Source organism: Gilliamella sp. Lep-s35, from assembly GCF_009795845.1.
Lineage (GTDB): Bacteria > Pseudomonadota > Gammaproteobacteria > Enterobacterales > Orbaceae > Gilliamella.
The window spans coordinates 67532-90640 of sequence record NZ_WTEX01000002.1 but is presented as its reverse complement, the minus strand read 5'-3'; the positions used below and the strand labels follow the sequence as shown (position 1 = coordinate 90640).

The 23109-nt window shown below is 34.7% G+C and carries 21 protein-coding genes; 7 read left to right on the top strand and 14 right to left on the bottom strand.

Annotation, left to right across the window (positions count from 1 at the left end; translation table 11 throughout):
• Window positions 1-9 precede the first annotated feature (9 nt).
• A complete protein-coding gene (locus GQ590_RS01235) occupies window positions 10-906 on the bottom strand; it encodes a DMT family transporter (RefSeq protein WP_091123823.1) in 897 nt (298 codons plus the stop codon).
• A 499-nt stretch (window positions 907-1405) separates the two neighbouring features.
• Between GQ590_RS01235 and glnD the strand changes: the two genes are divergently transcribed.
• Window positions 1406-4060: a bifunctional uridylyltransferase/uridylyl-removing protein GlnD gene (gene glnD, locus GQ590_RS01230; protein ID WP_160406010.1), complete on the top strand. Its 2655-nt coding sequence runs from the start codon at window positions 1406-1408 to the stop codon at window positions 4058-4060.
• Window positions 4061-4207: 147 nt separating this feature from the next.
• Here the strand turns inward: glnD and galU are convergent, their stop codons facing one another.
• The 6 genes from galU to GQ590_RS01200 all read right to left on the bottom strand — a co-directional run bounded on the left by galU (window position 4208) and on the right by GQ590_RS01200 (window position 9621).
• Window positions 4208-5122 carry a UTP--glucose-1-phosphate uridylyltransferase GalU gene (gene galU / locus GQ590_RS01225; RefSeq protein ID WP_160406064.1) on the bottom strand — a complete coding sequence of 305 codons (915 nt, stop codon included), beginning with the start codon at window positions 5120-5122 and terminating at the stop codon, window positions 4208-4210.
• A gap of 19 nt (window positions 5123-5141) precedes the next feature.
• Window positions 5142-5651, bottom strand: a complete 510-nt coding sequence (locus GQ590_RS01220) for a DUF2569 domain-containing protein (protein WP_160406009.1) — start codon at window positions 5649-5651, stop codon at window positions 5142-5144.
• A 459-nt stretch (window positions 5652-6110) separates the two neighbouring features.
• Window positions 6111-7103, bottom strand: a complete 993-nt coding sequence (locus GQ590_RS01215) for a hypothetical protein (protein WP_160406008.1) — start codon at window positions 7101-7103, stop codon at window positions 6111-6113.
• 496 nt (window positions 7104-7599) lie between these two features.
• Entirely contained in the window at window positions 7600-7749 is a 150-nt protein-coding gene (locus GQ590_RS01210) for an entericidin A/B family lipoprotein (RefSeq protein WP_237397791.1), read from the bottom strand.
• A 17-nt stretch (window positions 7750-7766) separates the two neighbouring features.
• The gene (locus GQ590_RS01205; RefSeq protein ID WP_160406007.1) at window positions 7767-8969 is read right to left on the bottom strand and encodes an amino acid aminotransferase; all 1203 of its coding nucleotides are present in this window, start codon (window positions 8967-8969) and stop codon (window positions 7767-7769) included.
• 268 nt (window positions 8970-9237) lie between these two features.
• The gene (locus GQ590_RS01200; RefSeq protein WP_034915311.1) at window positions 9238-9621 is read right to left on the bottom strand and encodes a RidA family protein; all 384 of its coding nucleotides are present in this window, start codon (window positions 9619-9621) and stop codon (window positions 9238-9240) included.
• Between the two features lie 192 nt (window positions 9622-9813).
• On the opposite strand from GQ590_RS01200, the gene ffh reads away from it, so the two are divergent.
• Window positions 9814-11181: a signal recognition particle protein gene (gene ffh / locus GQ590_RS01195; RefSeq protein WP_160406006.1), complete on the top strand. Its 1368-nt coding sequence runs from the start codon at window positions 9814-9816 to the stop codon at window positions 11179-11181.
• A 105-nt stretch (window positions 11182-11286) separates the two neighbouring features.
• On the opposite strand, the gene GQ590_RS01190 is transcribed toward ffh, so the two are convergent.
• The gene (locus GQ590_RS01190; protein WP_160406005.1) at window positions 11287-12177 is read right to left on the bottom strand and encodes an EamA family transporter; all 891 of its coding nucleotides are present in this window, start codon (window positions 12175-12177) and stop codon (window positions 11287-11289) included.
• 117 nt (window positions 12178-12294) lie between these two features.
• Entirely contained in the window at window positions 12295-13281 is a 987-nt protein-coding gene (gene ispB / locus GQ590_RS01185; protein ID WP_160406004.1) for an octaprenyl diphosphate synthase, read from the bottom strand.
• Between the two features lie 153 nt (window positions 13282-13434).
• Between ispB and GQ590_RS01180 the strand changes: the two genes are divergently transcribed.
• On the top strand, window positions 13435-14250 hold the full coding sequence (locus tag GQ590_RS01180) for a TonB family protein (protein WP_160406003.1): 816 nt from the start codon (window positions 13435-13437) through the stop codon (window positions 14248-14250).
• Window positions 14251-14348: 98 nt separating this feature from the next.
• Here GQ590_RS01180 and pepP read toward each other — a convergent pair whose 3' ends face one another.
• Together pepP and GQ590_RS01170 are read right to left on the bottom strand one after the other, a co-directional pair.
• A complete protein-coding gene (gene pepP / locus GQ590_RS01175; protein WP_160406002.1) occupies window positions 14349-15662 on the bottom strand; it encodes a Xaa-Pro aminopeptidase in 1314 nt (437 codons plus the stop codon).
• A gap of 41 nt (window positions 15663-15703) precedes the next feature.
• Window positions 15704-16246, bottom strand: a complete 543-nt coding sequence (locus GQ590_RS01170; RefSeq protein WP_160406001.1) for a UPF0149 family protein — start codon at window positions 16244-16246, stop codon at window positions 15704-15706.
• A 124-nt stretch (window positions 16247-16370) separates the two neighbouring features.
• On the opposite strand from GQ590_RS01170, the gene GQ590_RS01165 reads away from it, so the two are divergent.
• The 4 genes from GQ590_RS01165 (at window position 16371) to crr (ending at window position 19439) form a co-directional block, all read left to right on the top strand.
• Window positions 16371-16733 (top strand): hypothetical protein, encoded by a 363-nt coding sequence (locus GQ590_RS01165; RefSeq protein WP_160406000.1) that lies wholly within the window; start codon window positions 16371-16373, stop codon window positions 16731-16733.
• Between the two features lie 155 nt (window positions 16734-16888).
• Window positions 16889-17146: a phosphocarrier protein Hpr gene (gene ptsH / locus GQ590_RS01160; protein WP_091120528.1), complete on the top strand. Its 258-nt coding sequence runs from the start codon at window positions 16889-16891 to the stop codon at window positions 17144-17146.
• Window positions 17147-17198: 52 nt separating this feature from the next.
• Complete coding sequence (gene ptsI, locus GQ590_RS01155; protein ID WP_160405999.1) at window positions 17199-18926, top strand: phosphoenolpyruvate-protein phosphotransferase PtsI; 1728 nt, start codon at window positions 17199-17201, stop codon at window positions 18924-18926.
• A 9-nt stretch (window positions 18927-18935) separates the two neighbouring features.
• Window positions 18936-19439 (top strand): PTS glucose transporter subunit IIA, encoded by a 504-nt coding sequence (crr, locus tag GQ590_RS01150; protein WP_160405998.1) that lies wholly within the window; start codon window positions 18936-18938, stop codon window positions 19437-19439.
• 81 nt (window positions 19440-19520) lie between these two features.
• On the opposite strand, the gene pgi is transcribed toward crr, so the two are convergent.
• From pgi to lpxC, 3 genes are all read right to left on the bottom strand, one after another.
• The gene (gene pgi, locus GQ590_RS01145; RefSeq protein ID WP_160405997.1) at window positions 19521-21170 is read right to left on the bottom strand and encodes a glucose-6-phosphate isomerase; all 1650 of its coding nucleotides are present in this window, start codon (window positions 21168-21170) and stop codon (window positions 19521-19523) included.
• A 317-nt stretch (window positions 21171-21487) separates the two neighbouring features.
• The gene (gene yfbR, locus GQ590_RS01140) at window positions 21488-22075 is read right to left on the bottom strand and encodes a 5'-deoxynucleotidase (protein WP_160405996.1); all 588 of its coding nucleotides are present in this window, start codon (window positions 22073-22075) and stop codon (window positions 21488-21490) included.
• A gap of 79 nt (window positions 22076-22154) precedes the next feature.
• Window positions 22155-23069, bottom strand: a complete 915-nt coding sequence (gene lpxC / locus GQ590_RS01135; RefSeq protein WP_160405995.1) for a UDP-3-O-acyl-N-acetylglucosamine deacetylase — start codon at window positions 23067-23069, stop codon at window positions 22155-22157.
• Between the last annotated feature and the right edge of the window lie 40 nt (window positions 23070-23109).

Below are 23109 nucleotides of genomic sequence, written 5' to 3'. Positions count from 1 at the left end.
TTATAAGTATTAGTTTCTTTTTATGCGAATTTTACCTTCTGACAATAATACACCGCAGAGTGTAAAGAATGTGCCTATAGCTGCAATCCAAGTAAAAGGCTCATTCAAAATAACTACAGCCGCAATAATGGTAAGAATCGGCACTAAATATAAATAAATACTAATCTTAACTGCACCCACTAATTTAACAGCATAATTCCAAGAAGCAAAACAAATTGCTGAAGCACCAATACCCAAAAATAGCATGTTGAGCAAATTGATAGGAGAAGTAAAACGAGATAAATTCCATTCAAAATCAAAGAAAGACAACACAGGAAACATCAATATCAAACCATAAAAAAAGAATCGTCTTGTTAACAAAATCGTATTGTAACCATAATTACTACTTTTTTTTGTTAAAATCGAATAGCACGCCCAAAACAAACAAGCCAACATAGTGAGCAAATCGCCAAGAGGATTGAGCGAAAGTACAAACTGCCCATTAAAACTAATTAGGCCAACACCTACAACGGCAAATAAACAACCAATATAAAAACGCTTAGGTGGTGTTTCGACTTTTAAAAAAAATATTGATAATATGGCAGTAAATATTGGCGCTAAAGTGGTAATGATGCCAACGTTAGACGCTGTTGTGTAGGTTAATGCAATATTCTCACATAAAAAGTAACAAGTGACACCACAAAGCCCTGCACATAAAAACATAAATTCTTGCTTAATACCCTGCCAAGAAAAAAAATGTGGTGATAAGATCCAAAGAACAATATAACCCAAACTAAATCGAAAAAATAAAATTTCAATTGGCTTAAAATCGGTTAATAAAATTTTAGTCGCAATAAAGGTTGTTCCCCAAATAAACACTGTCATCAGTGCAATAAGATGCCCTTGTGTTCTTTTTGAAAATAACATGAAAATTCTCTCTGCTAGCTTATTAACTATTTGGTAACCAAAGCTTGTTGCTGCTTAATCGGTTGGAATTAAACGGGTTATTTATGTTTTAAATCGCAATACGATAATATGTATGTTTGTGATATCTACTGATATTATAGAGCTTTCCAATATGATTAAAGCATTTAAAAAAACTACTTGTGTAGATGCTTATCAATGATAGCGTTTAATACTCAAATAATCATTAAAACACCGGATAATTTTAATTGATAATAGTTAGTACAGAAGTTTAAGTCAATAATAACTTAACTTATGGCAATTAAGATTAAGTTGCTTGTGATTTTTATACACCATGTTTGGTGTACTTTAAATAGATAATACCGCTTTTTTATGATCGAATTATTTTTTATTTTGGGGTTGTACTATTTTATAGGTAGTTACAATAATAAACTGTTGCTTGACAGCAACACTAAATCGAGTAAGGATATTGTTAGATTTTCTTTATTTTAATGTTGTTATTATGAATGAAAAACGCTTATCTTACCTTATATCTCCGCTTGATTTTAGTGATGATCAAATAAATATTACTTATCTAAAACAGCAGCTTGAAGCCTTTCAACAATGGTCTATGGTGCAATTTAAGCAACAGGTTGATATTGATGTGCTAGTGCATTTACGTAGTCAATTTATTGATCAGCTACTTGAGCGATTATGGCGCTTTTACCAAATTCCTAAACATGTTTCCTCTTTTTTTAAACGCAATCGCATTGCATTGGTAGCGGTTGGTGGTTATGGTCGGGCTGAATTGCATCCATTATCAGATATCGATATTTTGATTCTTAGCGATTATCCATTAACCAAAGAAATTGAAAAACAGATTGGCAATTTGGTTCGTTTGTTATGGGACTTGCATTTAGATATAGGGCATAGTGTTAGAACATTAAGACTTTGCTTACAAGAAGCAAAAAATGATATATCAATTATGACCAATTTGATTGAATCAAGACTTATTTCTGGCAATCAATTACTATTAGATGAACTACACAAGCAAATTTTTAGCGATAAAATCTGGCCATCTCGAGAATTTTATAAAGCTAAAATTCAAGAACAACAAGAACGCCACAAGCAATATCATAGCACCTCTTATAATTTAGAGCCTGATTTAAAAAATAGCCCAGGTGGGTTGCGAGACATGCAGATCATTCAATGGATAGCAATCCGCCATTTTGGTGGCGAGTTTTTACAAAAAATAGCAGATTTCAACTATTTAACTCCTGAAGATATTGAAGACTTCAAAACGTGTCGTAAATTTTTATGGCGAATGCGTTTTGCGCTTCATTGTGTGATAACACGTTATGATAATCGTCTACTATTTGATCGTCAGTTAAGCATTGCCAATATGTTAGGCTATCAAGGAGAAGGTAATGCGCCTGTTGAAAAGATGATGCACGACTATTATCGCGTTGCTCACAATATTACCGAACTTAATCAAATGTTATTACAGCTATTTTATGAATCTATTCTTGAGCATAATTCAAAAAATAAACCTTATGATATTGATGAACATTTTCAAATTCGTGACAAACTCATTGATGTCAAAGATGATGAGATTTTTAAAAAAGATCCTGTTATGATTATGCAGCTTTTTTATACAATGTTGCTTAATCCGCAAATTACGGGGCTTTATTCAAATACTATTAGGCAGCTACGTTCTGCAAGAAAAAAATTGAATACTTTGCTATGCGAAGATCCTAAAGCTCGACAAATCTTTATGATGATCATCAAACATCCAGATGCAATAAAGAAAGCTATTTTACCAATGCACCAATATGGCATATTGGCCGTATATATTCCAGAATGGAAACATATTGCAGGAATGATGCAATTTGATCTTTTTCATGCCTATACGGTTGATGAACATACTATTCGATTGCTAATTGAATTAGATAATCTAAAAACAGATGATGGTAAACAAAAACATCCTAATAGTTCAACCGTATTTACTAAATTATCCAAACCAGAACTTCTAATTATCACCGGATTATTTCATGATATTGGTAAAGGTCGACATGGTGATCATTCCGAAATAGGCGCAAAGCTAGTTGAAAAATTTTGCCAATTACACCAGCTAGATGCCAAAGATACCGATTTAATTATTTGGTTAGTGCGTTATCACTTACTTATGTCTGTAACTGCGCAAAATCGCGATTTGCAAGATCCTGCCGTAATTCGAGAATTCATTCAACTAGTAAAAAGTAAGCGTCGTTTACAATATTTACTTTGTTTAACTATTGCCGATGTTTGTGCAACTAATGAAACACTTTGGAATAGTTGGAAGCAAAGCCTAATGCGTGAGCTTTATTTTACCGCAATGCGATCTTTTGATTCAGGTATTCACCAAATTCCAGAGCAACGAAATATCGCAAGACAACATAAACAAGAAGCATTAGCCATGTTACTAAAGCAAAATTATGATGAATGGCAAATCAAGAATTTTTGGCAAAACTATCGCGTTGACTACTTTCTGCGTTATACAACCGAACAAATTGTTGTACATGCCCAAAATTTATTACACCATGATTTAACTCAAACCTTAGTGTTAATTAATCCAAACCCATATCATGGTGGTAGCGAAATTTTTATTTATTCACCAGACAGGCCCTATCTATTTGCAACTGTCTGTAATATATTAAGTATGCATAATTTAACTATTCACGATGCCCTTATCATTACAAATAAAAAAGGATTTGCCCTTGATACATTTATTGTACTTGAACCAAATGGACAAACAGTGCAAGAAGATCGTCATCAAGACATTATAAAAGCGCTTGAAAAGGCACTGCAACGCCCTATTTATCAAGGTGTATCAATCAAACCACCAAAGAAAAAGTTGCAATCTTTTTGTGTACCAACGCAAGTTAATTTTTTATCTTCTTTTAATGAAAGACAAACGTATATGGAACTTATTGCATTAGATAGACCCGGATTACTAGCTTGTGTCGGTGAGATATTTGCTAATTTAGATTTATCACTGCGTAGTGCTAAAATTGCCACAATTGGTGAACATATTGAAGATTTATTTATCCTAACTAGTAAATATAATAATGCATTAGATGATATGACCTGTAATCAATTACGAGAATCAATAATAAATGCCATCGATGCAATGAGCTAATTATGTATAGGAAAATATCGAGTTGTTAAAATCACATTTTGTTAGGAGTACCAAACGTTAAAAAGCGGGTGTTGGCAAAGTTCATTATATGAATAAAAAAAGGACACAAACCGTGTCCTTTTTAGTATTGTTTGATATTAGTTAAAACTAAAGTGTTTTTAACCAAGCTTTAACATCGTTACCCAAACTTTTATGGCGCATTGCATATTGAACAAAAGTTTGTACATAACCTAATTTATTACCACAGTCATGACTACGGCCTTTTATGCAATAAGCATCAACAGGATCTTCTTCAAGTAACATGGCAATGGCATCAGTTAACTGAATTTCACCACCTGCGCCTAATGGCGTTTTAGCAAGTAAAGGCCAAATTTTTTCAGATAACACATAACGCCCAACAATAGATTGATTTGATGGTGCTTCGTCAACCGGTGGTTTTTCAACAACGCTATACATTTGTGTAACATTCCCGGCAGATAATGATTCACCATGGCAGTCAACAATACCATAAGAAGAAACTAACTCTTTTGGCACTGGCTCTACCATGATTTGGCTATGTTTGGTTTCATGATAATTATTGATCATGGCAGCTAAGTTATCTTTAGCCAAATCACTATCGTATTCGTCAATAATCACATCAGGTAAAACTACAGCAAAAGGTTCATTACCAACCAAAGGGTAAGCACATAATACTGCATGACCAAGCCCTTTTGCTAAACCTTGGCGAACACTTGTTATTGTGACATTTTTAGGCAAAATACCTTGTACTTCTTGCAATAACTGACGTTTAACACGCGCTTCTAGCATTGCTTCTAATTCAAAACTGGTGTCAAAGTGGTTTTCAATCGAGTTTTTTGATGAGTGAGTGACAAAAATAATTTCGGTTATGCCGGCGGCAATACATTCTTTAACCACATATTGAATTAGTGGTTTATCAACAACAGGAAGCATCTCTTTAGGAATGGCTTTAGTTGCAGGTAGCATACGCGTGCCTAAGCCAGCAACGGGAATAACCGCTTTTTTTACTTTTCCGTTTAAAGATGGTTCAAAAATAGATGTCATTTTTTTTCCTTCACATAAATTAACTAATTGTGTCACTATGGGGGACTTCATTACAACGCCCATTAACAAATGTATTTTTAACTCGAACTGATTTTAGCATATAAGGGATCCAAATACCTGCATGAATAACTGCTTTCGCGACGTTTTCTATCGTATCACCATTCATATTGAAAGATAATATACTATTGCAAAAAAATGAATTTAATAGAACAAATGCAATATTAATAATCTCAAAAGCAATAAAAATTGTCGGAAATTTATAATTTTTAGTAAAAAACAGATAAGTTAAATAGCCATTTACTATAAAAAATAAACTATTGCCTATTATTTCAAACAGAAAAATCCAAGCAAAATTAGGCGTGTAATCTTCTGAATTGGGATCAGTAAGTTGTGACCATAATCCACTAAAAACAATGGAATTTAAACCATCTAAAATGTGAACAGCAAGTAATACAAATGTCAAAATGAGACCTATAGCAACAATAATTAGCCATCCACCTAACCCTTTTAGCTCTTTTTGTTCTGCCATTTGTTTTATCCCCTTATTATTCTTAATCAATTAAATTGTATTAATAATTTTTAAAAACTTTAACAAAATACCACATTCTTAACGAATAAATCAATAATAGTATAGATAACTTGCTCTCTTTACAATACAACTTATTTTACTATAAATTTAGCCCCTGTTAAATTTGTGTATTTACCTATTTTTTGAACGACTCTAATTAATAAAAACAAGGTAAATATAAAATAGACAAACAAAAACTAAGAAAATGGCAACAGGACTGGATAAAAGCATAAAAATGTAGAAAGACTTAGGAAAACAAGCATTCTATCTGAGTATTTTTAGCCAATTCAGCGCTTACTCAAAAGATTTTTTATTTCAAAAAAGCGCTTTTGCTATCTAATCACAAAAGCGCAGCTTTATTGGTTTAACACTCATCTTATGCTAGGGTGGCTTTCTATTATTAGGATTAATGGCTAAAAACTAAGGTGTAACACAAATCACATATAGAGAAGCAGGATAATCATAGCCGCCTATATCACCAAAGCGTGGCCACACAGTGAGCTGGTACCTGTGGTCATCACTTTCGTCACTCGTCCAGTGAAACCCTTCTCTAAATCCTGCGCCATAAACTGAGAGTACCCCCCACTCTGCAATAAACCCAGCGCCTATTCGACGCTGATAATGATTACCATTTGAGGACGGCATAGCGCCAACAGCGCCTTTACACCAAGGTCCTGAGTTAAAATTGAAACAAACTGCGTTAGTGGCATCTTTTACTTTAATAAGTCGATAACCCAAACTACGGCACCAACTTACTTGATTAGGAAGAGTTTCGAGTTTATTAGGCCCTCCACTGACAAACCATTTCTGCAAAACAAATCCATATTTTACAACTTCACTACCTGAACTATCCCTACCCACTAGCTCAAATGTCTGTGGTAAATTTGGCACAGTAATTTTACCTGGATCTGTTGACTGTTTCTGACTATTATTTGCTATTGGCCCGGTTAACTTAACACGTGCTACAACTTTTCCTTTATCGGCAGGAGTAGTCATCCACCACTCATCAGCAACGACACTCGTCACTGTTGCTGTTATTCCCTCATGTGTGACAGGTTCCCATATTAATCCCCCCTCATATCCGTCTATCAATAAATCAAAATATAACCCATCAGCACCCGTTGTCGGAAAATTTTGACTGTATAACATCGGGTTAATTTGAACTAAGAATCCCTTATATGGATTCCATATTTCAGCTGGACCGGCCAGATAGTCGCCATCGTGAAAATCGTCAAGAACCCCACCACCAAATCGTAGACTCGGCCTTGCGTAATTGATAACTGGCGACGGAATCATTATTGCATCACTACGATTACCCGATCGTTCAATTTTACTTATTGATGCCTGTAAATTCCATGAAGACGACAATAATAATGCTAATACTAGCACGGCTTTTTGAGATAATTTCTGCAATAATGCCGATAATAATTTAAGTGATAACTTCGAGAATATAAACGAGGAAAGCGTAAAAAATTGCCTAAGGGCGTTATTTGATAAATTTAAGAGATAGGTTTGCCAGTGTTGGTGTTTGGTGTTTGGTGTTTAAAATTATACAACATAATATTCCGCCTGTCAATTAATTATTTGTTTTATTTGATTTTTTATTAGTTCACTAGTGAACTGAATTGGTTTTGATTATAACTATAAAAAAAATACTTGGCTAGTTTTTGCGTTTTTTTAGGATTGCTAATAACCTTCTGATTTATCAAAAGGATTATTTCAGGTATATGCTAGGTGATGTATTTAATAAAAATTCGATAGGTTTGAATATTGGCAATTTTCCATAATTAAAGGTGCAATTCGTAAATTTAACGAACCGCACCCAACAAGTAAAAATATAAAATACAAAACATTTTTACTCTAAAAATAGTTAAAAAACGGATATTTTGCTAGACATAGATAACCTTAGTTACATTTTATCACTCACTTTTTCGGCAGTATGTGAAATGGCTTTTCCGCCCGATTCGACATCTTGACCAACACCTTTAACGGTGTTACATCCAACAACTAGAGCCGTCATTGCTATACCTAATATTAACATTAACATTTTATGGAACATAAAAATACACTCCTTTATTAACATGATTGTTTTAGTGCAGCAAATGCTTCTGCCACACGTTCGATATTATGGTGATTTAAACCCGCCACACACATCCTTCCACTGCCCACCAAATAAACAGCAAAATTATCTTTTAATTGTGTGACTTGCTCTTTACTAAAACCAGTATAACTAAACATACCTCGCTGTTTAACTAGGTAATCAAAATTACGATTAGGTATAGCAGTTTTTAGTAGGTCGACAAGTATTGTTCGCATTGTCACAATACGGTTTTTCATCGCATCAACCTCTTTAAACCATTGTTCTTTAAGGACTGGATTATTTAGTATATAACTAACTAAATGGGCGCCATAAGCCGATGGGCTAGAATAATTACGGCGAACTGTTGCTTGCAATTGCCCTAATACGCGGTTGGCAGTATTATTGTTATCACACAAAACCGATAACCCACCAACACGTTCACCATAAAGTGAAAATGTTTTCGAAAACGAGTTACTAATTAAGCCACATAATCCCACATTTGCTACCTTTCGAATGGCATAAGCGTCATCATCAATGCTTTCGCCAAAACCTTGATAAGCAATATCCATAAAAGGAATTAGATTGCGTTCTTTTAATACTTCAATCACTTTATCCCATTGAGCATGAGTTAAATCAGCACCAGTTGGGTTGTGACAACAAGGGTGAAGTAATATGATGCTTTTAGCAGGCAATTGATTTAATGTTTCAAGCATTGCGTCAAATTTTACGCCACATGTTTGTTCATCAAAATAAGGATATTGGTTAACTTTAAAACCCGCACCACTAAAGATAGCGATATGATTATCCCAAGTTGGATCACTTACCCATACTTGAGAGTGTGGAAAATAGCGAAATAAAAAATCAGCGCCCACTTTAAGTGCGCCCGATCCGCCTAGTGTCTGTATTGTTGCGATACGTTTATCTTTATAAGCAGGGTGCTGTTCGCCAAATAATAAAGATTGGATCGCTTGGCAATAGGATGGTAATCCATTCATAGGCAAATAGAGCTGTGCCTCTTGATTGTGATGATAAATATAATCGCGAGCCGTTTTTATACATTCTAATTGAGGAACTACGCTGTTTTCATCATAATAATAACCAATGCTTAAATTAGTCTTATTTTCTCGATTATCATTAATAAATTCAGCGACTAACGATAAAATCGGGTCGCCTGCATATGGCTCTACTTTTTCAAACATATTTACAATCCAATTGATATAAGAATAACAATAAATAATTGTAGATTATTGCACCAACTCTATTGGCGATCAATCATTAAATAATAGTTTAATAGCAAATAATTAAGTTGATTTTTGGTTGGAAAATTGCCGTTTTTTAATAAGAGGAATAAAGAACAAAATAACCCAAAAAGTCATGTTTTTATATTAATTTTATACTGAAACACATAGTTACCTGAAACTTTTTGACAGAAATTAGCACCCATTGGTGCTAATCTGATAAGCAAATTTATTTAGCGGCAATAACTTCGATTTCGACTTTGGCATCTTTGGGAATTCGAGCTACTTGTACGCAAGAACGTGCAGGGAAAGATGCATTATTTTCAATAAAAAAGGCTTCGTATACTGCATTTACCGTAGCAAAGTCATTGATATCAGCTAAGAAAATAGTCGTTTTAACGATATTACTTACTTGATAGCCAGCCGCAGTGATGATCGCTTTAACATTCGCTAAACTCTGTTTGGCTTGCTCTTTAACACAAGTTGGCATTTCACCAGTTGTTGGATCTAATGGAATTTGTCCTGAGGCAAATAACATATTACCTAAATCTACTGCTTGAACATAAGGCCCAATAGCTGCTGGCGCTTTATCAGTACTAATTACTTTTGCCATGTCCGATTTTCTCCTTTTTAATCTATTGCATTATTTAGTTATCAATATGGTGAATATATTTGGTTTTTGTTTTATGTTCTCATTTCATCAGGAACACAATTTAGTGTCAAGCCAACGCAAAATTATGATCGTGGGACTTATTGAAATTTTCTGCTATCATAAACATAATTTTTTTATTCATTGAGAGTTAATATGTTCGAGAATTTAACCGACCGTTTATCACAAACATTTCGTAATATCAGTGGTCGTGGGCGACTATCTGAAGATAATATTAAAGACGCATTGCGCGATGTGCGTATGGCCTTACTTGAAGCTGATGTTGCCTTGCCTGTCGTTCGTGAATTTATTAATCAAGTTAAAGAAAAATCTGTTGGATTAGATGTCAGCAAAAGCTTAACACCTGGGCAAGAGTTTATCAAAATCGTTCAAGCGGAACTCACTGCCGCAATGGGCGAAGTTAATAGCTCGCTCAATCTTGCTACTCAACCACCTGCAGTTATGTTAATGGCGGGCTTACAAGGCGCAGGTAAAACAACCAGTGTTGCTAAATTAGCCAAATTTTTAAAAGAAAAGCAAAAAAAGAAAGTGTTGGTTGTTTCTGCCGATGTTTATCGCCCTGCTGCAATTAAACAACTTGAAACCTTAGCTAAAGCGATTGATGTTGAGTTTTTTCCATCTGATATTAACGAAAAGCCTATCAATATCGTTAATAAAGCGATTTCACATGCAAAATTGCAGTTTTTTGATGTGCTTATTGTCGATACTGCAGGTCGTTTGCATGTCGATAGCGACATGATGGATGAGATCAAGACGCTTCATCAAGCCATTAATCCAATCGAAACACTATTTGTGGTTGATGCAATGACAGGGCAAGATGCCGCCAATACCGCTAAAGCGTTTAACGATGCATTACCTCTTACTGGTGTAATTTTAACTAAAGTTGATGGCGATGCTCGTGGGGGAGCAGCATTATCTATTCGTCATATTACCGGCAAGCCAATTAAATTCCTTGGAATGGGCGAAAAAACGGATGCTTTAGAACCGTTCTTTCCTGATCGCATTGCTTCACGTATTTTAGGTATGGGAGACGTGCTTTCGTTGATCGAGGATCTACAGCATAATGTCGATCGCGAAAAAGCCGAGAAAATTGCCAAAAAACTAAAAAAAGGCGATAAGTTCGATTTTAATGACTTTCAAGACCAACTCAAGCAGATGCGTAATATGGGCGGAATGGGTGCTTTGCTAGCTAAATTACCCGGCGTTGGTCAGCTTCCTGATCATATCAAAGCTCAGATGGATGATAAAATTACCATCAAAATGGAAGCTATCATTGGTTCGATGACATTAAAAGAACGTGCTAACCCTGAAATCATTAAGGGATCACGTAAACGCCGTATTGCTAACGGTTCAGGCACACAAGTACAAGATGTTAATAAGCTATTAAAACAGTTTGAAGATATGCAAAAAATGATGAAAAAAATGAAAGGCGGTGGCATGATGAAAATGATGCGCCAAATGAAAGGAATAATGGGGGGAGGTATGGGATTCCCTCATCGTTAAAGTGTCATAAATTTAAATTTTCAATAGCGATAACTATTGCAATCTTTATATCAACTTTTCAAACAATATCGCACTGATAAACAGTGCGATATTGCTTTTAATCGCTTAATTTTTTTGCTGCGTTTCACTATCTGATTTAATCGGTTTAATCTTTACTGGATAGCTCATCGTAAGTACTGTGCCTATCGATGAAACGATAATAAACATAATAGCTAACCATTGATTAAAAGTTAACTGTTCGTGCAAAACCACTAATCCAAAAAGCGCGGCACAAACAGGTGATAAACTCATTAGTGTACTGAATGTTTGTGCAGATAATCTTGGTAGTGCAATCATGTCTAAGCCATAAGGGATTGCCGATGCTAATAATGAAACGACAAAAACAAGCGGAAGTAGTTCCAACGAAAACATTGTGCTACCACTTTGCCAAATACCAATGGGAAATAAAAAGCAGGCAGCAATAACCGATCCAACTGCTACGCTTGATGTCCCATAAATAGTGCTAGCTTTGCGTCCAAATAAAATGTAACACGCCCAACCACTTCCCGCTAACAACGCAAATAAAATCCCAATAGGATCTAAATTATCTGAAACTTGATAAAGCGGCAAAAGCATAGACAAACCAATAATCGCAATACCTAGCCAAATAAAATCAAGGAGTTTTCGTGATGAGCACATTGCCACCATAATAGGCCCTGTAAGTTCAATAGCAACAGCAACCCCCAATGGCACTCGTGCAATTGCGTTATAAAATGCTAAATTCATGCCACCAATTGAAATACCATACAAAAAAACGTATTTCAATGCCTGTTTTGTCATTGTTTTACGCCATGGTTTGAATATAAAAATCAATATAATGGATGAAAAAAACAATCGCCAAGCCGTCATTCCATCAGGCCCTAATACAGGAAACAGATATTTAGCAATTGATGCACTGCCTTGTACTGAAATCATCGAAATAAAAATTAATAAAACAGGCAAAGTCCTTTTAAGCATAAATAATTACCTTATTTGAAGTGATTGTATATAAAACTAATGACAAGAAGTTTCAGGAAACTTATGTATTTGAGCATAAAAATATCTGTTCAACTGATTTATTTATAAATTGATTAATTAGTTTTCCCTTTTTACTGACAATAAGGCTAGATCTTGTAATGCTTTTTTATAAGGTGAATCAGGTAAAATAGCAATAGAATCAAACGCTTTTTGTGCTTCTTTTTGAGCTGTTTGCAATGTAAAATCTAGCGATCCACATTCGTCCATGATTTGTAAAATACGATCTAACAAGTTACGTCCATTACCTTGTTCTATTGCTTGACGAATTAATTTTGCATCTTGAGTATTTTTTGTATGATGCATGGCGTGTAAAAGTGGTAAGGTTGGTTTACCTTCGTTAAGATCATCACCTAAATTTTTACCCAGTTTTTGATTGCTATCGGCGCTATAATCAAGCAGATCATCAATAATTTGAAAGGCTGTTCCTAAGTATTTTCCATATTCTTGTAAAGCTAACTCTTGTGCTTGATTAGCGCCAGCTAATACTGCAGCCGAATGCGAAGTTGCTTCAAATAAACGGGCTGTTTTACGATAAATGACTTCTAAATATTGTTCTTTGGTAATGTTGGGATCGTTACAATTGATGAGTTGTTGAACTTCACCTTCGGCAATAACATTGGTTGCTGCCGACATGATAGTTAAGACTTTAAACGATTCTGTGCGTACCATCATTTGAAATGAACGTGTATAAATATAATCACCAACCAGTACGCTTGCCGCATTACCAAAAAGCGCATTTGCTGTTGATTTGCCACGACGCAAATCAGATTCATCAACAACATCATCATGTAACAATGTAGCTGTATGAATAAATTCGATGAAAGCAGCAGTAATAATGTGCTTATCACCTTGATAATTTAGCGCTTTAGCAATTAACAATGCAATAACCGGACGAATACGTTTTCCACCACTACTAATAATGTAATTGCCTAATTGATTAATTAAAGCCACATCAGAATTGAGTTCTGATTGTATAGTCTGATTGACTTTGATTAGATCTTCTTTAACAAGATCGAGTATTTGATTCATTGATGGAGTATTCATCAGCCTAACCACTACAAATAATAGATATTTGTTTCTATTATCTGATAAATATCTTTATGCAACAAGGTGTCATCTATCATATTTTAAAAAACACTACAAATGATACTCATTTTCATTTAAGATGTATACCCTAAGTTGAAAATGATAATTGTTATGAAGATTAACTTTGATATAGACATCGATCATACCAAGGCTCCGCAAAGCCCGGCTAAAAAAAAACAAGAAAACACCTATCTATGCACATCGGCTTCTGTGCTGTCACATCTTGTGTTATTGGTAATGCTATTTAGTTCTGCTTTACTTGCCCAAAATATCGCGGTTGATGAGGGTGATAATTCCATTAAAGCGGTTATGGTTGATCTATCATTATTAGCGGCACCTGAACAATCCCTAGTAGAAAATACGCCAGGCATACAAGGCGCAGAAGACAGCTCAATTATTGATAATCAACAAATAGAAGAAATCCCAACCCAGCCAGAAGTGGTAAAAGAAGAAACACCCGATCCCATTATCGAAAAAGTTATTGATAAACCAACTCTTGATTCTGACAAGAAAATTGAAATCAAAAAAGAACCAAAACCAAAGAAAAAGCGCCGGCCTGTTCAAAAAGCCTCGCACAGACAAATGAGGCAAGAAGTAAATAGCCAAAATATAGCCAATAGTTCTGTTGCTCCTAAGATTTCTGACAATCGTCAATATTCAGCAAATCCGTCACCGATAAAGCGAAATCAACCTGAATATCCACGCCGAGCACTTGATATGCGCATAGAAGGTTATGTTGTAGCACAGTTTGATGTGAATAGTAATGGACGAGTTGAAAATATTCGTATTATTGAAGCAATCCCCAATAACATATTTAATCGCTCAGTAATCAGTGCTATGAAAACTTGGAAATATCAACCCATTGCCGCCAAAGACATGAAAATAAAAATTATCTTCAATCGTGATAAATCGATTCGTTTAGAATAACAATTAAATGATAAATAGTTAGGCATTAGCTGTTTGATGGTTAGCTAACTAGTAAGCCATAACCTTAAGCAAAGCGATTATGGCAAACCATTAATAATTTACTTATTTTTTCCCATTAGCTTTTCAATTTCGTGCGGTTCTTTAGGAACACCGCTGGTTAGAACTTCATTGCCTGATTGTGTAATTAAAATATTATCTTCAATCCGAATACCGATACCTTTATATTGCTCTGGCACATCGGCATCTTGATTAATATATAACCCTGGTTCTACTGTTAAAACCATACCTGGCTCTAATATTCTAGCTCGATTACTACCAACATCATGCACATCAATTCCTAACCAATGCCCTAAACCATGCATATAAAATTCAGTGTATGCTTTATTGGCAATTAACATATCAATATCGCCCTGCATAATGCCTAATTTAACTAAGCCTTCGACCATTGTTCTAATAACGTGCTGATTGACTTCCATAATAGAAGTACCCGGCTTAAATAATTTAATTGCTTGATATTGCGAGGCTAAAACGATGTCATAAATTTCACGTTGAGCTTGGCTAAATTGACCATTAACAGGAAATGTGCGAGTAATATCTCCCGCATAGTATTGATATTCACAACCTGCATCAATCAAGACTAAATCGCCCGCTTTTAACTGTTTATTATTATTTTCATAATGCAATATACAACCATTATTTCCACCGCCAACAATCGTGTTATAAGAGGGAGATCGAGCCCCATGCCAAGCAAATTCGTGTAAAATTTCGGCTTCTAGCTGGTACTCAAACATAGTTGGCTGACATTTTTGCATAGTGCGAACATGTGCTTTAGCACTAATTTGACAAGCTTGGCGTAAAATAGCCATTTCAAAGTCAGATTTAAACATGCGCATTTCATGAACTAGCGGTCGCCAATCAATCATGCAATTGGGTGCGGAAAGATTCAATTTATTACCTTTTCGCAACGTTTCCATCGCATTATCAACAATGTTATCAGCATAATCATATTGTTGATCAGCATGATAGATTGCTGTTTTACCATTCAATATATCAGGCAATATGGTAGCAATTTCATCAAATGCATAGGCTTCATCAACAAAAATAGCATCTAGCGCTGCTTGTTGTCCTAAGCGGTAACCAGTCCAAGTTTCGGCTAACGGATCTTTTTTGCGATTAAATAACACAAATTTAGTTGAATTATCTTGTTGTTTAACAATAATAAAAACTGCTTCTGGCTCAGCAAAAAGCGTAAAATACCAAAAATCACTATTTTGTCGATAGGGGTAATTTGTGTCATTACTGCGTGTCATTTCAGGGGCTGCAAAAAAAAGTGCAACGCTATTTGCCGTCATTTGGTCTAATAGTTTTTCCCGTCGTGTCAATAGTTCTGTTTTGATATTGCTGTTTATCATAGTTATGGCCTTATTTTATGGGATGTAATTATTAACATTAATTAATGAATCGTTGTAGCTATATCGGGCTCGTTAAACTCATCAAAACAGAGCATAGCAGTTATACGAACATACTCTTTAATTTCTTCAAATGCAAAACCAAGTTCTTGTTGATCTTCACTTTCATCATAACCCAATTTAACAATTTGGCGTAGATCATAGATTGCTTCACCAACATCACCTTTAAGGTGATTTATTTTTGGCTGTGCAAGTCCAATACCAAGCAAAAAGTGATTCACCCAGCCAACCAAATCATCAATTTGCGTAAACAAGTCATGATGACTAAGCAACAGCTCAAATTCAAAATTTTCATTAAAAAATTGTTGTTTTGTTAATTGATAAAGCTTTTTTATTTGCTCATCTAATCGCTCATCAATCTCTTGTCCATTATTCAACATATCTTTAACTAAGGAACGCCAACTTTCGTCATGATTACCACCGGCTAAAATTCCAGAAAGAAAACCATGAAACTCAGCAGCGGTAATACCGAATTTATTTTGAATTAGTTGACGATTAAATTCGTCGTAATTAATAGCATCAGACATAAACTCCACCTTAATTTTGTCATATCACTAAAAATGCACTCTGCACTTTCTTTGATTATTAGTATATAATCCGTATCCAATTGCAAATAATAAACAGGTTACTGTGCTTTATAAAGGAATTATTTTGAACATTGTTAGGTTAATTGCCAAATTACCTCTGCAACAATTAAGTCTATTATGTTTTTCAGGATTAGTGTTTTTGCTAGCATCCTGTAGTTCATTTTTACCTAATAAAGGTGTCATTATCCTTGATGTACAGGATAAAATACAGACCAATGTAACCAGTCAAGATTTACCTAAATCATATAAAATAGGTAATGGCGAACAAGAATTACAGCGATTTGAAACTTTCTGTAAAGAAGAAATTCACGCCTCACAACTTGATGGTAGTGAAGAAATTGTGTTTGAAAACATCAAACATGGAATCCATGGACAGGTAGAATTTAAAAAATGTAGTGATAAAATCACTCGCATCTACCGATATTAATAAAATGGTATTAATAAAAGATAGCTATCTTTATAAATTAAAGCTAATAAGATTGAGTTAATATAAAAGATATATGAAAAATCTTACTAGCCTTTCAGACAGTTTTTATTTATATTGGTCGCTAGAATGAAAATATTTTTGGGAGTAACAATAATATGTACAAACAAGATGTAACCATTACTGCATCTAATGGTCTTCATACTCGCCCTGCAGCACAATTTGTGAAAGAAGCCAAAAACTTTAATGCAGAAATTACTGTCACATCTAATGGTAAAAGTGCTAGTGCTAAAAGCCTATTTAAATTACAAACATTAGGTTTAACACAAGGTACAACCATTACCATCGCAGCCGAAGGTGAAGATGAAAAAGAAGCAGTTGATCATTTAGTAAAATTAATTCCTAAATTGGAATAATAACTCCCGATTAGCTATGAAAGGTTTTAAAATTGAATAAGGATTAAATGTTATGGTATCAGGTATACTTGTTTCCCCCGGCATCGCGTTTGCGAAAGCGTTATTACTAAAAGAAGAACCAATTGTTATTAACAATAGACAAGTTGTTGATAATAAAATTGACTCTGAAATCGAACGTTTTAAGGCAGCTCGAGAAAAATCAAGTGAACAGTTACACGCAATTATGGAGCGTGCAAAATCAACATTAGGCGAAGATAAAGCAGCCATTTTTGAAGGACATATTATGCTTCTTGAAGATGAAGATCTTGAACAAGAAGTGATTTCTCGTATTCAAAGCAAACATTCAAGTGCAGACGCTGCGGTTCAATCTGTTTTTGAAACTCAAGCTAAAGAATTAGAAAACTTAGATGATGAATATTTAAAAGAGCGTGCTGCCGATATTCGTGATATCGGTAAACGATTGCTTAAAAATATTTTAGGTATCGAAATTGTTGATTTGAGTGCAATAAGCCAACCATGTGTTTTAGTTGCCACTGACTTAACACCATCAGAAACAGCGCAATTAAACTTAGAGATGGTATTAGGTTTTATTACTGATGCAGGTGGTCGTACTTCGCACACATCAATTATGGCTCGCTCTTTAGAAATCCCAGCTATTGTCGGCACATCTAATGCCACTCAAAAGATCAAGCATGGTGATTTTATTATTTTAGATGCAATAAATAATGCCATTTATATTAATCCAGATCACAGCACTCAAGAAAAACTAAAACAAGTTCAGACAAAATACATTGCCGATAAAGAAGAATTGGCAAAATTAAAAGATTTACCTGCCGTCACACTTGATGGTCATCAAGTAGAAATTTGTAGTAACATCGGTACTGTTCGTGATATTGCTGGAGCTGAGCGTAATGGCTACGAAGGGGTTGGGCTTTATCGTACTGAATTTTTATTTATGGATCGTGAAGCATACCCAAATGAAGAAGAACAATTCAAAGCCTACAAAGAAGTTGCTGAAGCAGCTAATGGCCTATCAATTATTGTTCGAACCATGGATATTGGTGGTGATAAAGATGTACCTTATATGCACCTACCAAAAGAAGAAAATCCATTCTTAGGTTGGCGAGCTATTCGCATATGCTTAGATCGCAAAGAAATATTACACGCACAACTACGTGCAATATTACGAGCATCAGCATTTGGTAAACTTCGCATCATGTTCCCTATGATTATTTCTGTTGAAGAAATTCGCACCTTAAAATCTGAAATTAATATTCTTAAAGAACAATTAAGTGCCGAAGGTAAAGCATTTGACAAAAATATTGAAATCGGCGTTATGATCGAAACACCAGCAGCAGCTGTAATTGCGCATCATTTAGCTAAAGAGGTGGATTTCTTTAGTATTGGTACTAACGATTTAACACAATATACTTTAGCTGTTGACCGTGGCAATGAACTAATTTCTCACCTTTATAATCCGTTTTCACCTTCAGTGTTGGCACTGATTAAAAAAGTTATTGATGCTTCTCACCAAGAAGGTAAATGGACTGGCATGTGTGGTGAACTTGCTGGTGATGAAAGAGCTACTATCTTATTACTTGGTATGGGACTTGATGAATTTAGTATGAGTGCAGTATCTATTCCAAAAATTAAAAAATTAATTCGTAATACAAATTATGCAGAAGCGAAAAAATTTGCAGATACTGTACTTGAAAAAGCAACATCCAAAGAAATCATCGAGTTAATTGAAAATTATACTGCTGAAAAGCAAGTTTGTTAGGAGACAATAATGGGTCTATTCGATAAAATTAAGCAATTTGTATCTGATGATAATAAAAACAGCATCGAGATTATTGCCCCCCTAAGTGGCGAAATTGTCAAAATCGAAGATGTTCCAGATGTAGTTTTTGCTGAAAAAATTGTTGGTGATGGCGTTGCAATTAAACCATCTGGCAATAAAATTGTTGCACCATTAAATGGTAAAATTGGTAAAATTTTTGAAACGAACCACGCTTTTGCTATTGAATCAGACGAAGGAATCGAACTTTTTGTTCACTTTGGTATTGATACCGTAGAACTAAAAGGTGAAGGTTTTACTCGAATTGCAGAAGAAGGCCAACAAGTAAAAGTAGGCGATACAATCATTGAGATTGACCTGCCACTACTTGAAAGCAAAGCAAAATCAGTATTAACACCAGTGGTTATTTCTAATATGGAAACAGTTGTAGAACTAACCAAACTATCGGGGACAGTTGAGGCTGGTAAAACTCCAATAATGCGAATTAAAAAGTAACTCCATAAATATAAAAAAACCTTCGGCCAAGGCTGAAGGTTTTATTTTATCCTCTTATAATAACCGATTAACTAAAACAATCTAACGCCACTTTTTATATTGGTTGATCAAATTGTTGGTCGATTCATCATGAGAACTCACAGGCTTATCATCAGCTAATTCAGGTAGAATTCGCCCAGCTAATTGCTTACCAAGCTCCACCCCCCATTGATCAAAACTAAAGATATTTAAAATAACCCCTTGAGTAAAAATTTTATGCTCATACATCGCAACCAATGCGCCAAGTGTATAAGGAGTGATCTTCTTTACTAATATCGAATTAGTTGGCTTATTACCCTCAAAAACTTTAAATGGCACAATAGATTTGACCTGGTCAAGTATCTTACCTGCGGCAATAAACTCTTGCTCGACTTGCACTTTTGTTTTACCAAATGCTAATGCCTCGGTTTGAGCAAAAAAGTTAGAAAGCAACTTAGGATGATGGTCTCCTACAGGGTTATGGCTAATTGCTGGGGCAATAAAGTCACAAGGAATGAGCTTAGTTCCTTGATGAATTAATTGATAAAACGCATGTTGACCATTTGTTCCTGGCTCACCCCAAATAATTGGACCTGTAGTATAAGGCGTTTTATTTCCATTGCGATCAACACTCTTACCGTTCGACTCCATATTTCCTTGTTGGAAATAAGCTGCAAAACGATGCATATACTGATCATAAGGCAAAATTGCCTCGGTTTCAGCACCGCAAAAATTGTTATACCAAATACCAATTAACGCAAGCAAAGTTGGAATATTTTTATCGATCGGCGCATTTTGGAAGTGCTTATCCATTGCATGGCCACCAGCCAAAAATTGCTTAAAGTTATCAAATCCGATAGATAACACAATCGATAATCCTATCGCAGACCATGACGAATAACGTCCACCAACCCAATCCCAAAACTCAAACATATTGGCAGTATCAATACCAAATTTTTCAACCTCTTTGGCATTGGTTGATAATGCAACAAAATGCAACGCAACCGCTTTATCATCCTTAGCAGCATCAAGTAACCATGCTCGTGCTGTTTGTGCATTTGTCATAGTTTCTTGAGTGGTAAAAGTTTTGGATGCAACCAAAAATAAAGTGGTTTCAGGATTTAAACCTTTAAGCGCTTCAACAATATGTGTACCATCTACATTTGATACGAAATGCATGTTCAAGTGGTTTTTGTAAGGTCGTAGTGCTTCGGTAATCATTACCGGTCCTAGATCTGAACCACCAATACCGATGTTCACCACATCAGTAATTTTTTTACCGGTATAGCCTTTCCACTCACCATTGATCACTTTTTTACTGAATGATTCCATCTTGGCTAAAACCGCATTAACATCATCCATCACATTTTTACCGTCAACATAAATTGGCGTGTTTGATATGTTGCGTAACGCCACATGCAACACTGATCGATCTTCAGTGCGGTTAATCTTTTCGCCACTGTACATAGCCTGTATTGCGCCAGTCAGATCACATTCTTCAGCAAGTTTATAAAGCAATGTTAGCGTTTCTTGTGTGACACGGTTTTTTGATAAATCAACCAAAAACTCATCTTCAAAAGGAATACTGAGCTTTTCAACACGTTGCGGCTCTTCTTTTAAGATCTGAGCAATGGTTTTGGTGTGATTTTTTTCATAGCTAGCTTGAAGCGATTTCCAAGATGTGGTGGTAGTTGGATCAATTGACTTTAACATAATTTATTCCTTAAATAATATTATATTCATTTCATAATATAACTAAGCCTAAAATGATGCAAGTTAATGATCTTATCAGTAAAAATAAGTTTAATAGGAAATAATAGACGCTATGTTTTTTAATCAAAGAACATAAAATACGGCATTAAATTAAAATAGAACTTACCCTAAATTTTGTATCTATCAATTAAAGTTTAGCTGCAACTAAAAACTATTACCGTTATTAAAATATCTTTCTTATCGGCAATATCATATTTTATGATCTGAAAATAATGGATTAGCTGTAATGGATAATACCTTAACTAGATAAATTATTTTTACATTGTTATTTCATCTAATGACAAACTAAAGCTAGGAAGAAAAACATCTAAAAAATAGTCCATTTCAGGACTACTACGTTCAGATAAAGTTTTCTTTAAACGTTGTTCTGCTAATTTAAATTCATTATTACCAGCACTCAATTCTTCAATCGTTTTAAGATAGGCACATAATGCATCAGCCTGTTTTACGATACTTTTTTCTGCTTCGTTATAAAAATCATCATCAATTAGTGTTCTAAAATCTTCCTGTAGATCTTTTGGAAGCATATTAATGAGCTTGTGTTGGGCTATTTTTTCAATTTTTTTATATTCAACGGTAATTTGTGGGTTGTAGTATTTTGTCGGTGTTGGTAAATCGCCCGTGATAACCTCTGAAACATCATGGTACATTGCTAATAATGCAATTCGTTCGGGGTTTACATTGCCATTAAATTTTTTATTTTTAATTATAGCCAAAGCATGTGCAACAAAAGCAACTTGTAAACTATGTTCTGATACATTTTCTGTTCTTACATTACGCATTAAAGGCCAACGGTTAATAAGTTTTAATCGCGATAAATGAGCAAAAAAATGACTATTATTCATGTTATTATCTCTTTAATATAAAATAAAAACGCCCCCAAAAATAGGAGCGTTTATAATATATAATGATATTTTTATGGCGTTACGCTAAAATAAGCTGCTTAGTACCCAATGCAAGTGGTACAGTTTGTTCTTCTGTAAATGTCACATATTCCCACGCACTTTGTTTAGCTAACAATGCTTGTAATAATTGATTATTTAATGCATGGCCCGATTTATAACAAACAACTTCGCCAATCATATTATGGCCGCTCATATATAAATCACCAATAGTATCAAGCATTTTGTGACGTACAAATTCATCCTCAAAACGCAGTCCATCTTCATTAAGTACTTTATAATCATCAACGACAATGGCACAATCTAAACTACCACCTAAGCATAAACCTTTAGATTGCAATGCTTCAATATCGCGCATAAAACCAAACGTTCTAGCTCGACTAATTTGACGAATAAATGATTCAGATGAAAAATCCAATTGATAGCGCTGTGAACTACTATCAATAGCAGGATGATGGAAATCAATAGTAAAATCTAATCTAAAACCACTATAAGGCCTTACTTCAGCCCATTTATCACCATTTTCAACTCGAACTGTTTCCTTTATGCGTAAAAATTTTTTAAGTGCATTTTGTTCAGCAATGCCTGCATCAAGTAATAAATAAACAAAGGGGCTAGCACTACCATCCATAATTGGAATTTCAGGAGCATTAACTTCAATGATAATATTGTCAATGCCAAGTCCTGCTAAGGCAGAATTAATATGTTCGACAGTTGAAATTCGAACATTATCTTCGTTTACTAAACAAGTACAAAGCATCGTATCACGTACCGATTTTGCATCTACAGGAAAATCAACACATGGATTTAGATCAGTACGACGATAAATAATACCTGTATTTTCAGGCGCAGGGCGTAATGTCAAAGTAACTTTCTTGCCGGTATGTAAACCAACTCCAGTTGCTTGAATAGTCTTTTTTAATGTTCTTTGTTTCATTTTGCACCTAATTTTTATATATACCTATCGATTTTGACAA